This is a genomic window from Pseudoalteromonas atlantica, assembly GCA_007988745.1.
GTDB classification, from domain to species: Bacteria; Pseudomonadota; Gammaproteobacteria; order Enterobacterales; family Alteromonadaceae; genus Pseudoalteromonas; species Pseudoalteromonas atlantica.
In genome coordinates this window covers 15,802-29,445 of the sequence record BJUT01000051.1, presented here as the reverse complement: position 1 = coordinate 29,445, position 13,644 = coordinate 15,802, and the positions used below count along the sequence as shown (strand labels likewise).

Genomic DNA, 13,644 nt, shown 5'->3' with positions numbered 1-13,644 from the left:
AAGTGATTAAAAAGCCACTCTCATTATCATTAGGTTTTATTAAGAGCAAACGAGCAAGTAAACTACCGGTAGTTTTAACGCAGCAGGAAATAAATAATTTTTTTAAAGTGTGCTCTGCGAAGCATTATTTACCCTGTGGACTACTTTATGGCAGTGGTATGCGATTAATGGAGGTACTGCGTTTACGAGTACACGATATTGACTTTGACTATAACTGCATTCGAATTTGGGATGGCAAAGGAGGTAAAAATCGTGTTGTAACGCTTGCAGTAGAGCTCATGCCGCAATTACGTTCTCAAATACAATTAGTTGATAGTTACCTGCAATTAGATCTGAAAAACCCCTTATATAGCGGCGCTTACATGCCGTATTTGTTACGTAAAAAATATCCAAACCATAACAAACAATTAGGGTGGCAATATTTATTTTCATCACATAAATTAAGCATTGATCCTGAGAGTAAGCAGCTGAGGCGTCATCATATTGATGAAAAGCAATTACAACGCGCTGTTAAACAGGCTGCTGACGATGCAAAAATTAGGAAACACGTTACACCACATACCTTACGCCATTCATTTGCAACGCACCTATTGCAAAGTGGCGCTGATATTCGCACGGTTCAGGCACAATTAGGCCATAGTGATGTGCGAACAACCCAAATATATACTCATGTTTTACAACAAGGAGCCAATGGTGTTGTAAGCCCATTTTCGAGATTATAAAACCAGCAAAAGTTTTTAATTGTGTGTCACGCGTTAAAGTACGCCTTATACAAAAATAGCGCCGATATGTATGAAGCCGATTCTTACACAATGAATTTCACTGCGAATTAATATCTCAGCTTTTACCTTTAACCTCGAACCTTTTCCTAAAACAAAAAAACCGCTGTTCGTTAAATCAGCGGCTTTCTTTCTAAAGCTTACAGCTAAAAAATGACAGCTAGTACTTTAAACTTTCCCAATCACTTCAAGTCCACCCATGTATGGGCGTAATACTTCTGGTACTATTACTGAACCATCGGCTTGTTGGTAGTTTTCTAGTATGGCTACGAGTGTACGGCCAACGGCTAAACCTGAGCCATTTAGTGTATGTAGTAACTCTGGCTTTTTAGCACCTTCACGGCGAAAACGTGCTTGCATACGGCGCGCTTGGAAATCGACCATATTTGAACAAGACGAAATTTCGCGGTAGGTATCTTGGGCCGGTAACCATACTTCTAAGTCGTATGTTTTAGCTGCGCCAAAGCCCATATCGCCCATACATAAAATTACTTTACGGTATGGTAGTTCTAGCGCTTGTAAAATTTGCTCTGCGTGGCCTGTTAGCTCTTCAAGCGCTTGCATTGAATCTTCAGGTTTTACTAGTTGAACTAGTTCAACTTTATCAAACTGGTGCTGGCGAATTAAGCCGCGTGTATCGCGACCGTAGCTGCCCGCTTCACTTCTAAAACATGGCGTGTGCGCAGTTAAGCGAATTGGTAAATCACTTTCTTCGTAAATTTCGTCGCGTGCGCTGTTTGTAAGCGGTACTTCTGCTGTAGGGATTAAGCTAAAGCCAGCTTGTTGTTCACCGTCGTCGTTTACTAGGCCTAATGTGTGGAATAAGTCGCCTGCAAACTTAGGTAATTGGCTTGTGCCGTAAAGGCTTGCGCTATTTACTAAGTACGGTACATACATTTCTGTATAGCCGTTTTTATCTGTGTGGGTATCTAGCATGTATTGCGTAAGTGCACGGTGCATACGCGCTACTTGGCCGCGCATTACTGTAAAGCGTGCGCCACTAATTTTTACGCCCATTTCAAAGTCTAGGCCGTTTAGGTCTTGGCCTACGTCTACGTGATCTTTTACTTCAAAGTCGTACTTTTTAGGCGTGCCCCAGGTAAGTATTTCAACGTTGTCGTCTTCATCAGCGCCTTCTGGTACTGATTCGTCTGGCAAGTTTGGAATTGCTAAAGCAATGTCGTTAATGGCGTTGAGTACTTCATCTTGCGCTTTTTTAGTTGCGTCTAATTCGCTACCTAAATTTGCCACTGCGTCTAGTAGTGGTTGTGCGTCTTCGCCTTTTGCTTTTGCTTGGCCAATGGCTTTAGCACTGGCATTACGTTGACTTTGAAGCTCTTGCGTTTTTACTTGTAATGTTTTGCGTTGTTCTTCAAGTTCTGTCACTTTTGCAACATCAAGCTCGTAGCCACGAGCCGCTAAGCGTGCTGCAGTTTGCTCAACGTCTTGTCGTAAATATTTAGAATCTAACATGTTAGTTTTTTAACCTTTTTGCATTACCAGCTGAAGGCCCAGCCAAGCCATAAAAATACAGATCATCACATTTAAGATGATATTGAGGGCCATTTTAATAAAGTGACCTTGTTGTAATAACAACAACGAGTCCATTGAGAATGTTGAAAAGGTGGTTAACGCACCTAAAAAGCCAATACCAATAAGGGTTTTAGCGGGGCTTGTGGCGATAATTTCTTTCTCTATCAAACCGTACAAAATGCCCATTAACAATGAACCCAGAATATTAACCGTCAACGTGCCAAAAGGGAATCCCCTACCAAGGAGTTTTAGCATGGTTTCGCTAATAAAAAATCGTAAACAGGCTCCTGAGGCGCCGCCAAGGGCGATCATCATATAAAGTTTAATCATTTTCGTATCGTTTAAGTGGGCTTTGCGCGTCGCGTTCTTTTAAGTAATCAAGCTTTTGCTTAATTTTTTGCTCAAGGCCACGATCGCTCGGTAAATAATAGTGTTTGTCTTGAATTTCTGGCGGTAAATATTTTTCACCAGCGGCAAAGGCACCCTCTTCGTTATGTGCGTAGCGATACTCGGCACCATAGCCTAAATCTTTCATTAGGTTTGTAGGCGCGTTTCGTAAATGCTCTGGCACTGGGTAACTTGGCTCGTTTTTGGCATCTGCCTTTGCTTGGTTAAATGCCATATAAACGGCATTACTTTTAGGTGCGCTGGCTAAATATAAAGTGGCTTGAGCAATGGCGCGTTCGCCCTCGCTTGGGCCTACACGCTGAAATATATCCCATGCGTTTAACGCCACTTCCATTGCCCGTGGGTCGGCATTACCTATGTCTTCTGTGGCAATGGCAAGTAAACGCCTTGCTACATAAAGTGGGTCGCCGCCGCCGGCTAAAATACGGCAATACCAATACAGCGCGCCATCGGGTGAGCTGCCTCGTACTGACTTATGAAAAGCCGATATTAAATCGTAAAATTCATCGCCGCCTTTATCGTATTTAGCTAAATGGGTTGGCAGTACTTGGCTTAATACGTGCTCATCTACGTTGTATGTGCCGTTTTGCTCACTCGTTAAATCAACCGCTTGCTCAAGCAGGTTTAACACTTTACGGGCATCGCCGCCGCTTGCTTGGCAAAGCGCCTGTTTGGCGTTATCGGCAATAACAATATTTTTTTGGTTTAGTTGCTCATCTTGCTTAAGTGCGCGCTCTATCACTGTGTATAGGTCGGTATCGGCTAGCGACTTTAAAACATACACGCGTGCACGCGATAAAATCGCATTATTAAGTGCAAATGAAGGGTTTTCGGTTGTCGCACCTACAAATATAAAAGTGCCGTCTTCTATATGTGGTAAAAATGCATCTTGCTGCGATTTATTAAAACGGTGTACTTCATCCACAAACATTAAGGTGCGTTGCCCGCGGCTTTGTAGGTTATCGTGCGCTTGCGTTACGCTGTCGCGAATATCTTTTACGCCTGCGGTCACAGCCGACATTTGTATAAGTTCGGCATCGGCGTGGTTTGCAATAATTTGCGCAAGGGTGGTTTTACCTACCCCAGGCGGCCCCCACAAAATTAAGCTGTGGCAACGCCCTGCAACAATGGCTTGGTGCAAGGGCTTGTCGCTACTTAGTAAATGCTGCTGACCTATGTATTCGTCAAGCGTTGTTGGGCGCATGCGCGCCGCAAGTGGGCGTACATCGGGCCCAAAGTTAAAGCCTAAATTATTCACCGTTACTCTGATCGTCTATTTCTACACCCTCTGGTGGGGTAAATTCAAAGGTGCTTGTATCAAGCGAGGTATTTACTTGTGCATTGTTAAAACTAAACGACGAAAGCTGACCAGAATTATCCGTCACAACTAACTTAGCAAGGCCTTGCTCGTTACCTGCAAAGGTAATATCAAGTTGCTCTACTTGGCTTTCTACGCCTTTATTTGGCGTTACACTAAAGCCAGAGTCTGTGGCTTGAACACTGTATTTTTCCCATTGTGCGGGATCTTTTGAAGTAAGCAGTACAAACGGTGTTGAATCTATAAGGCTATGGGTATCCATAATAGTTACTTGCTCAGCAAAGCTGTCGAAGTAATAGGTTTTGTCACCATTTGATACAAATAAGGTATCGTCTGGGTTTGTTTGCTGCCAGCGGATCATCATAGGTTGTTTAAGGGCAATTGTGCCCTCGCCTTGCATAACCGCTTGGCCTTGTGGATCGGTTACGTTTTGAGAAAACTGCGCTTTAAAACTTTTAAGGGTTGCGAGTTTGTCTTGCAGTGCTTGGCTGTCATCAGCAAAGCTAGGCGTGGCAATTAAACTGCCAAGCACTAATAATAAACTGTTTAACTTTTTCATTAATTTGCTCCATTAGGTACTAATACATCGCGAGCGCCGTTATGGCCTGGTGAACTCACGATACCCGATGTTTCCATTTGTTCTACTAGTCGTGCTGCACGGTTATAGCCAACACGTAATTTACGTTGTACTGACGATACCGATACTTTGCCGGTTTCGATTACAAACGCAACGGCTTCGTCGTATAGCGGATCTGACTCTTCATCTGCATTTTCACTGGTTTCACCTGGTAATAAAACATCTTCTGTTGCATCACCATTTAAAATCTCATCAATATAATTAGGTTTACCGCGTGCTTTCCAATCGTTTACTACCGCATGTACTTCATGGTCGTCTACAAATGCGCCATGCACACGCTCTGGTACGCTTGTGCCTGGCGGTAAGTAAAGCATATCACCCATACCTAATAGGTTTTCGGCGCCTTGTTGATCCAATATGGTACGCGAGTCTATTTTGCTCGACACCTGAAACGCCATACGCGTAGGTATATTGGCTTTAATTAAGCCGGTAATTACATCTACCGATGGGCGCTGTGTTGCAAGCACTAAATGTATACCTGCGGCACGTGCTTTTTGCGCAATACGGGCAATAAGCTCTTCAACTTTTTTACCTACAATCATCATCATGTCGGCAAATTCGTCTATTACTACCACTATGCTCGGTAGCTTATCTAACTCGTCTGGGCCTTCTTTCATGCCGTCGGTGTCTTTAAATAATGGATCAAGTATTGGGTAACCCGCTTCTTTGGCCTCAAGTACTTTTTGGTTGTAACCTTTTAAGTTACGTACACCCAACGCCGACATTAATTTATAACGGCGTTCCATTTCGCCTACACACCAACGTAGTGCGTTAGCGGCTTCTTTCATGTCGGTAACTACTTCACACAATAGGTGCGGAATACCTTCGTAAACCGAAAGTTCAAGCATTTTCGGGTCAATCATGATCATACGAACATCATCAGGGCCCGATTTGTACAGTAAGCTTAATATCATTACATTAACGCCCACTGACTTACCTGAACCTGTGGTACCCGCTACCAGTAAATGGGGCATTTTACCTAAATCGGCACACACAGGTTGCCCTGCAATATCTTTACCTAACACCATGGTTAGTGGCGATGGATTTTGCTCAAATTTAGGGGCGTTAATTACCTCAGATAAACGTACAATTTCGCGGTACTTATTAGGCAGCTCTATCCCTATGTAAGTTTTACCTGGGATCACCTCAACCACACGTACGCTAATTGCCGATAACGAACGGGCTAAATCTTTTGATAAACCAGTAATTTTAGACACCTTTATACCCGGCGCTAAATCAAGCTCAAAACGTGTTACAACTGGGCCTGGGTATACGCCAACCACTTTTGCTTGTACGTTAAAGTCGAGTAATTTTGTTTCAACAAGACGCGATACACTTTCAAGCTCTTCTTCCGATATCGGGTTTTTGGCTTTATCCGGTCTGTCGAGTAAATCAAGCGACGGTAATGGCCCTGGCGGTGGCTCTTTATCTAGTAACTCTTCAAACTTTTCTTTTGCTGTTGGCGGAGGCTGATATGCAGGTTTTGGCTTAGGCATAGGCCTTGCTGGCGATACCACCGTGGTAACCGGTTTTTCAGGCTCAACAACTTGGCTTTGATCAAGCGCGTTGAGTGCAGCTGCTGTATCCATAGGCTCATCATCTATGGCGCTAAAGCCAATTTCTTGGTCGAGTATATCGTCTAACTCATCAAATGGGCTGTAGTCATCACTAATTTGCGGCTCGCTAAAGGTAGGCTGCTCTTTAGTAATGGCTTTTTGTTTAGCCGGTTTTTTACTTTTTGCAGGCTCTTGTTCAAATTCTGATGATTGCTCGAGTGTGGTATCGCTTTGCTCATAATCGTCAAGGTCATCATTAAATTGCGCATCGGCTTGTACCGGATTTGCCGCAATACGCTCTCGTTGCATCCAACCTTGGGCGTAATTAGCAGTGTAACGGTAGCCTCTAACCACTAAATCGCCGAGGTAGTCTACAAATTCAACCCACGACACACCGGTTAATAAAGTAAGCCCAGCAAAAAAGAAGCACAATAATAGTATAGAGGTACCGGTAAAGTTAAATGCTGGCATCATGGCCGATGCAATCACATCGCCCACTACCCCACCGGATGAAAAGTTATAAATATCATCAAAGTTAATACTGCTGATTGCCGTTGCTGAGGTAATAAATAAAGCAAAGCCAATAACACGCAAAGCAAGTGTGGTGTAGTCGAGCTGTAAAATACGATGAGGTTGTTTAAATAATAAATAGCCAAACAGCTGAATAGCGGCCGGCACTAAATAAGCAAGCCAACCAAATGACAGTAATAATATATCGGCTACCCAAGCACCGGCAGTGCCTGTAATATTTTTTACGTTTCTAAATTCACCCGTTTGCGACCACGCAGGGTCAGCGGGATCAAAGCTGATTAAAGCACATAAAATGAATATTGCCGCAAAGGTACTGATGATCAGCCCTGTTTCTAATAGTCTTTGCACACCGTTTAGGCGCATAACTTCCTATCCCTCTTTATTGTTCTATTGGCACTTGCTTGCAATCAAATACCTTAGCAGGAAATGCAATTTGATGCACTTTATCTTAATGTGTATGGCCTGATTATGAACAAGTTTTTATAAATTAGAGTGTGTTTATCTTTTGCGGTTAAATTTAGGCAATGTAAGGGCGAATTATTACGCCATCTTCACCTTTTACTTCTTCCATTACTACATAGGTCCGGCTTTCACTCACGTTTGGCAGCTTTAAAAGAATGTCGCCTAGTACACCGCGGTATTCTGACATATCGTTTACGCGTGTTTTTAATAAAAAATCAAAATTACCCGATACCAAGTGACACTCTATTATCTCTTCGTGCTGTTTAACCGCCGCACTAAACTCATCAAATACGTCGGGCGATGTTTTGGTAATGGTTACCTCAACATACACAGATAAGCCTTGGCCAAGCTTTGCTGGATCAACCACCGCTTTGTAGCCAAGTATATAACCTTCACGTTCTAACTTTTTTACGCGCTCCAGACAGGGCGTGGCGCTCAGGCCAACTCGTCGGGCCAGTTCTACATTAGAAAGGCGTCCATCGTGCTGTAATTCCATTAAAATTTTACGGTCAATTCTATCTAATAACTGATGCATACACCCAACTAGTTTAATATTCTGTTTATTTTTATTATTTAGATAATAACACTGCCTAGCCTTTTAAAAAAGGTGAGACACACTGCCTTATGATGAATATAATAGTGAAAAATGTTAATCCGTTCTTAATAAGGCAAATTTTATGATTATTGGTGTACCTAAAGAAATTAAAAACCATGAATACCGTGTAGGTATGGTTCCTGCGAGTGTTCGTGAATTAGTAAATCACGGCCACCAAGTGATTGTTGAAACAGATGCAGGTATGGGCATTGGTTTTACTAACGAAGATTACACACAAGCTGGCGCTGAAATTTTAGCAACTGCAGCTGATGTTTTTGCAAAAGCAGACATGATCGTAAAAGTAAAAGAGCCACAAGCTGTTGAGCGTGCAATGCTACGCGAAGATCAAATTTTATTTACTTACCTTCACCTTGCACCTGATCTTCCACAAACTGAAGACCTTGTTAAAAGCAAAGCGATTTGTATTGCTTACGAAACAGTGACTGATGCACGTGGCGGCTTGCCGCTTCTTGCACCAATGAGTGAAGTAGCAGGTCGTATGTCTATTCAGGCCGGTGCACAAGCGCTTGAAAAATCTAACCACGGCCGTGGCATGTTACTTGGTGGCGTACCAGGCGTTGAAGCAGCTAAAGTAGTTGTTATTGGCGGCGGCATGGTGGGTCGTAGCGCAGCGCAAATGGCTGTTGGCATGGGCGCAGACGTTGTAGTACTTGACCGCAACATTGATGTACTTCGTGCACTAGACGCGCAATTTGGTAACAAAGTTAAAGCGATTTACTCAACAGCTGACGCACTAGAAAAACACGTACTAGAAGCTGACTTAGTAATTGGTGGCGTACTAATTCCAGGTGCTGCAGCACCTAAACTAGTAACAGCCGATCACATTAAAGCAATGAAGCCAGGCTCTGCAATTGTTGATGTTGCTATTGACCAAGGTGGTTGTATTGCAACTTCTAAAGCAACAACACACGCTGATCCTACATACATTGTTGATGAAGTTGTTCACTACTGTGTTGCTAACATGCCAGGTGCTGTACCACGTACTTCTACCTTTGCACTTAACAATGCAACATTGCCGTTTATTATTAACCTTGCAAACAAAGGTTACAAAAAGGCACTACTAGATGACGCGCACTTCTTAAAAGGCTTAAACGTAATTAAAGGCCAAGTAACTTACAAAGAAGTAGCTGAAGCGTTCAACATGGAATATGTTGACCCTCGTACTGCAGTAGAAAACGCGTAATTTTGCGTTTAGTCGTTAGGTGTTATTAAACAAAATAGTTACCTAACTACAAACAATAAAAAAGCAGCTAATTAGCTGCTTTTTTTGTATCTAAATTTTGACTATATAAATTAATTTAAATAAAACGCTTAATTATAAAATCAACTTTTACGCGTTTAGCCTGACCAAGTAGCTTTTTAACCGGTTGCGGGTAATTTTCTACTGTTTCTAAATCATTTGGCCCAGTTAAACGGCGGCAGTGTTTTAAAATTTCCTGCTTTTCGTTATCTATGGCTTGCATAATACTTTGCTGTGGGTCTTCAATTAAAATACCGTTTTCGATATCAAGGCCCCACGCTCGTGGATTAAGGTTATGCCCGCTTAATAAGTGGCGTTGTCGGTCGGCGCAAATACCTTTTAAGTGAAACGAGTTACTCTCGTGCTTCCATAAATACACGTTTAAATTGCCGTTATCTATATGGCGCTTTTGCGATTTTACAAATTTATGCAAAATAGTTTCGTATAAATACGGGAGTGCACCAATTTTACTAAACGGCTCACTTGGCGGCAGATAAAAATCGTTTGCGGTTTTATCACCTACTACAATGGTTACTTGCTTACCTTGTTTTAATAATCGACGTAGTGAGCGCATAAGCGGCGCCGGAAAATTAAAATACGGTGTGTAAAGTACAAGCTCTTGCTCTGTGGTATCAAACAAGTTTTTAATTAATCGGTTAAGGCTATTATTACGACGCCCTAAACCTAAAAACAAACGCACACCGAGTGGGTCGGTATTGGGCGTAGTTGGGTTTGCATAACTGGCCGACTTTAGCTCGCGCATTAATTGCTTTTGTTCAAACTTAAAGTCTATTAAGCGCTTAAGCGGACGTGTATCAATACGTGGCACGGCTTGCGAGCCTATTAGCTTAGACTCAATAAAATCAACCACAGAGTCGCACAGTGCTGCTTGGTCAACTAAAAAGTAACGGTCGAGCCTGTAGCGTTCGTTGTATTGTAAGTACACGTTATTTAAGCTGGCGCCGCTGTATAATAAAGTATCATCTACAACAAAACCTTTAAGGTGTAACACACCAAACAACTCTTTGGCTTTAACCGGTACACCGTAAACTTGTACGTTTGATTTAAATTTTTCTAAATAGTCACAATATAAACTTGCGTTACCGTCTGATTTTTTTGCACCAATAAGACCACGTTGAGCACGATGAAAATCAACCAACACTTTTATTTCAAGGTTGGGGTTTGCCAACGACACACGATGCAGCGCTTCCAGTATTTCGCGCCCTGCTTCGTCATCTTGTAAATAAAGTGCCGTAATGTAGATTCTTTTTTTTGCATTGCTAATTAAACGTAGCAATTGCGTACGGTACTCTTGTGCGTTGGTTAAGACGTTAACGTCTTTTGAAGTCAACCCAAATGCGGGTTTTTCCTGCCAAAATAACATAGTTGCCTATTCACTAAGGTCACATAATCTATCAGTGACAAATAAAATTAGGTAAAACATATCAAAAAAATACTAACGGGTCATGAATTAACGAAGCTTTGTTGTTCATCTGTTTGTTTTTTAGCCTTCACGCGGGCTTTTTATCGTTCCAGGCAAAGTCAGTACATAATATTGCACAGCTTTTAATTTTGTCAGAAAAAAATATTCACATAATTTGTTTACTTGTGCCTTGTTTTTCTTAGAATCGAAGCCATTAAGTTCAGTATTAAACGTTTAGGAAAAGATCATGACTGAAGCAAAACACTCTAAGTTACTAATTTTAGGCTCTGGCCCTGCGGGTTACACTGCCGCAGTATACGCCGCACGTGCAAATTTAAACCCCGTTTTAATTACCGGCATTCAACAAGGTGGCCAATTAACGACCACAACTGAAGTTGAAAACTGGCCAGGCGATGCGCACGGTTTAACAGGCCCTGCATTAATGGACCGTATGAAAGAGCACGCTGAGCGCTTTGAAACGGAAATTGTGTTTGACCACATTAATAAAGTAGATGTGTCTAAGCGCCCGTTCACGCTTACTGGCGACCAAGGTACTTACACATGTGATGCATTAATTATTGCCACTGGTGCATCGGCTAAATACTTAGGCTTAGAGTCTGAAACTAATTTTCAAGGTCGTGGTGTATCTGCATGTGCTACATGTGATGGTTTTTTCTATAAAGGGCGTAAAGTTGCCGTTGTAGGTGGTGGTAACACTGCTGTAGAAGAAGCACTTTACTTATCTAACATTGCGGATGAAGTACACGTTATTCACCGTCGTGATAGCTTCCGCAGTGAAAAAATTCTTGCTGATCGCCTTAACGAAAAAGCGCAAAATGGTAACGTAGTAATGCACTACAACCGTACGCTAGACGAAGTACTTGGCGATGACATGGGTGTAACTGGCGTACGCATTAAAGATACACAATCTGATGCTACCGAAGAGCTTGATTTAGCGGGTGTGTTTATTGCTATCGGCCATAAGCCAAACACCGACATGTTTGAAGGCCAACTAGAAATGAAAGATGGCTATTTAGTGGTTGAGTCTGGTCTTAACGGTAACGCTACACAAACAAGCGTACCTGGCGTATTTGCCGCAGGTGATGTGTCTGATCATATTTACCGTCAAGCAATTACGTCTGCAGGTACAGGCTGTATGGCAGCCCTAGATGCAGAGCGTTTCTTAGATAACCTATAAACGCTACAAAATTAATAAAGGCTGTTAGTTCAGCCTTTTTTTATGCCTAAAATATAGTTACACTTTTATGATAATTAATAAGTTAAGCCCTCTATGAGAAACCAGCTATACCAACTAAGTGAAACCGATATAGCATTTCCAAACCCCGAATATGCACTTACCTCCCCCGATGGACTGCTTGCCATAGGCGGCGATTTATCTGTAAAGCGCTTAAGTAATGCCTATAAAATGGGTATTTTCCCGTGGTTTAGCGAAGGTGAGCCGATTATGTGGTGGTCGCCAAGTGAACGCGGCATTGTAGAGCTAAATGACTTTCATATAAGTAAAAGCTTGCGTAAACATTTAAAAAAACACCCTGTTAAAGTAACTGTTAACAATGCATTTGCGGAGGTGATAGAAGCGTGCTGTGAGCAACGTATAGACACCGAAGGCACATGGATAACAAACGACATGTTAAGCGCTTATATTGCTGCACATGACGCTAATATTGCACATAGTGTTGAGGTATGGCAAAACGGCGAACTTGCAGGTGGGCTGTATGGCATTATGCAAAATGGCGTTTTTTGTGGCGAGTCGATGTTTCATCATCAAACTAATTGCTCAAAACTGGCCATGTGGGCGTTAGTTAATTGGTTAAAACGCCATAACGCACATTTTATTGACTGCCAACTAGAAAACCCATATTTAACCTCTTTAGGCGCAAAAGTGATCCCTCGCTCAGAATTTTTGACTAAACTTAAACGAGCAAATGCTTACACCCTCAACTCAACCATGTGGCAACCACAGGAGTTAACAGCAATTTATGAGTGAACACATTCCTGCACGCGTTGGCCTTAGCCAAGAGTTTGCTTGTAGCTATTTAACTGACAGGCAAGAGCAATTATTGGTAATACTTGACCCAACCTGTTACAGCACGCATAAATTTGAGATGCTTTTATCGCTCGGTTTTAGGCGCAGTGGTAACCAAATTTATCGACCGCACTGCCCTTCGTGTAGCGCCTGTAACTCGGTGCGCGTGTTAGCCCAAGAGTTTACCCCTTCAAAGTCACAAAAAAGAAAACTAAATAAAGTAAAAGCAAACTTTGAAGTTAAATACACACACGCTAAGCGCGAAGAATATTACCCACTTTATAGTAAATACATTTCAATGCGCCACAGCGATGGCACTATGTTTCCGCCTAATTTAGAACAGTTTCAAAGTTTTTTATTTTGTAGCTGGTTAGAAATAACGTTTATTGAGCTTTGGCACCAAGACACTTTAGTTGCAGTGGCCGTAACAGATTGCATGGATAACGCTGTCTCGGCTATTTATACGTTTTTCGATCCCGACTTTGAACACTACAGTTTAGGGACTGTGATGATTTTACAGCAGCTCGAATTTGCCAAACAGCAAAATAAAGAATTTGTGTATTTGGGCTACCAAATCGATGAATGCACCAAAATGAAATACAAAACTAAGTTTTTACCCGCGCAAAAACACGTTAATGACCAGTGGTTGGCTATTTAATTTGCAAAAATGCCTGCTGCGCCTTTACTTATTGGCGTATTTTGGGCAAAATCTGCAGCGTTTAACTATTAAAGAGGTGTTACGCTAAACATGGCGAAAGAAGACGTAATCGAAATGCAAGGGACAGTCCTTGATACTTTACCAAATACAATGTTCCGAGTTGAGCTAGAAAATGGTCACGTAGTTGTGGCTCATATTTCAGGTAAAATGCGCAAAAACTATATCCGTATTTTAACCGGCGATAAAGTAACGGTAGAAATGACTCCTTACGATTTATCGAAAGGACGTATCGTATTCCGTGCTCGCTAAGTGCGTAAACGAGATTTAGTTTTTGGCTAGTGAATAACTAGCTTAAAGCGTTTATTAAATGTAATTGATGGTACTGACTAGCAATTACATTTAATAAACAAAAAACCCAGCTTTTGCTGGGTTTTTT

Annotated in this window: 13 protein-coding genes; 6 read left to right on the top strand and 7 right to left on the bottom strand. The window is 42.0% G+C overall.

Annotated features, from left to right (window positions below; genetic code table 11):
• Positions 1-722: integron integrase (locus PAT01_RS16550; RefSeq protein WP_154945847.1), on the top strand; the 722-nt coding region annotated here is incomplete at its 5' end.
• Between the two features lie 225 nt (positions 723-947).
• On the opposite strand, the gene serS is transcribed toward PAT01_RS16550, so the two are convergent.
• The 6 genes from serS to lrp all read right to left on the bottom strand — a co-directional run bounded on the left by serS (position 948) and on the right by lrp (position 7,759).
• Positions 948-2,252, bottom strand: a complete 1,305-nt coding sequence (gene serS, locus PAT01_RS16545; RefSeq protein WP_154945846.1) for a serine--tRNA ligase — start codon at positions 2,250-2,252, stop codon at positions 948-950.
• Positions 2,253-2,261: 9 nt separating this feature from the next.
• Positions 2,262-2,642, bottom strand: a complete 381-nt coding sequence (gene crcB, locus PAT01_RS16540; RefSeq protein ID WP_004586743.1) for a fluoride efflux transporter CrcB — start codon at positions 2,640-2,642, stop codon at positions 2,262-2,264.
• Positions 2,635-3,978, bottom strand: a complete 1,344-nt coding sequence (locus PAT01_RS16535) for a replication-associated recombination protein A (RefSeq protein ID WP_054982606.1) — start codon at positions 3,976-3,978, stop codon at positions 2,635-2,637. The genes crcB and PAT01_RS16535 overlap by 8 nt, the downstream gene beginning before the upstream one ends.
• Complete coding sequence (lolA, locus tag PAT01_RS16530) at positions 3,971-4,597, bottom strand: outer membrane lipoprotein periplasmic chaperone LolA (RefSeq protein WP_029773538.1); 627 nt, start codon at positions 4,595-4,597, stop codon at positions 3,971-3,973. Before lolA ends, PAT01_RS16535 begins: the two co-directional genes overlap by 8 nt.
• Positions 4,597-7,125, bottom strand: coding sequence for a DNA translocase FtsK (locus PAT01_RS16525; protein WP_138579864.1), 2,529 nt, complete (start codon positions 7,123-7,125; stop codon positions 4,597-4,599). Before PAT01_RS16525 ends, lolA begins: the two co-directional genes overlap by 1 nt.
• Before the next feature lie 154 nt (positions 7,126-7,279).
• On the bottom strand, positions 7,280-7,759 hold the full coding sequence (lrp, locus tag PAT01_RS16520) for a leucine-responsive transcriptional regulator Lrp (protein ID WP_004586747.1): 480 nt from the start codon (positions 7,757-7,759) through the stop codon (positions 7,280-7,282).
• Between the two features lie 142 nt (positions 7,760-7,901).
• Between lrp and ald the strand changes: the two genes are divergently transcribed.
• Positions 7,902-9,023, top strand: a complete 1,122-nt coding sequence (ald, locus tag PAT01_RS16515; RefSeq protein ID WP_004586748.1) for an alanine dehydrogenase — start codon at positions 7,902-7,904, stop codon at positions 9,021-9,023.
• 115 nt (positions 9,024-9,138) lie between these two features.
• On the opposite strand, the gene pssA is transcribed toward ald, so the two are convergent.
• Positions 9,139-10,464, bottom strand: coding sequence for a CDP-diacylglycerol--serine O-phosphatidyltransferase (gene pssA, locus PAT01_RS16510; protein WP_029772425.1), 1,326 nt, complete (start codon positions 10,462-10,464; stop codon positions 9,139-9,141).
• Positions 10,465-10,750: 286 nt separating this feature from the next.
• On the opposite strand from pssA, the gene trxB reads away from it, so the two are divergent.
• From trxB to infA, 4 genes are all read left to right on the top strand, one after another.
• A complete protein-coding gene (gene trxB / locus PAT01_RS16505) occupies positions 10,751-11,701 on the top strand; it encodes a thioredoxin-disulfide reductase (RefSeq protein WP_024033489.1) in 951 nt (316 codons plus the stop codon).
• A gap of 93 nt (positions 11,702-11,794) precedes the next feature.
• Positions 11,795-12,511 carry a leucyl/phenylalanyl-tRNA--protein transferase gene (aat, locus tag PAT01_RS16500; protein ID WP_138579863.1) on the top strand — a complete coding sequence of 239 codons (717 nt, stop codon included), beginning with the start codon at positions 11,795-11,797 and terminating at the stop codon, positions 12,509-12,511.
• Complete coding sequence (locus tag PAT01_RS16495) at positions 12,504-13,208, top strand: arginyltransferase (RefSeq protein WP_138579862.1); 705 nt, start codon at positions 12,504-12,506, stop codon at positions 13,206-13,208. The genes aat and PAT01_RS16495 overlap by 8 nt, the downstream gene beginning before the upstream one ends.
• Positions 13,209-13,298: 90 nt before the next feature.
• A complete protein-coding gene (infA, locus tag PAT01_RS16490; RefSeq protein WP_002962494.1) occupies positions 13,299-13,517 on the top strand; it encodes a translation initiation factor IF-1 in 219 nt (72 codons plus the stop codon).
• The last annotated feature ends 127 nt before the right edge of the window (positions 13,518-13,644 follow it).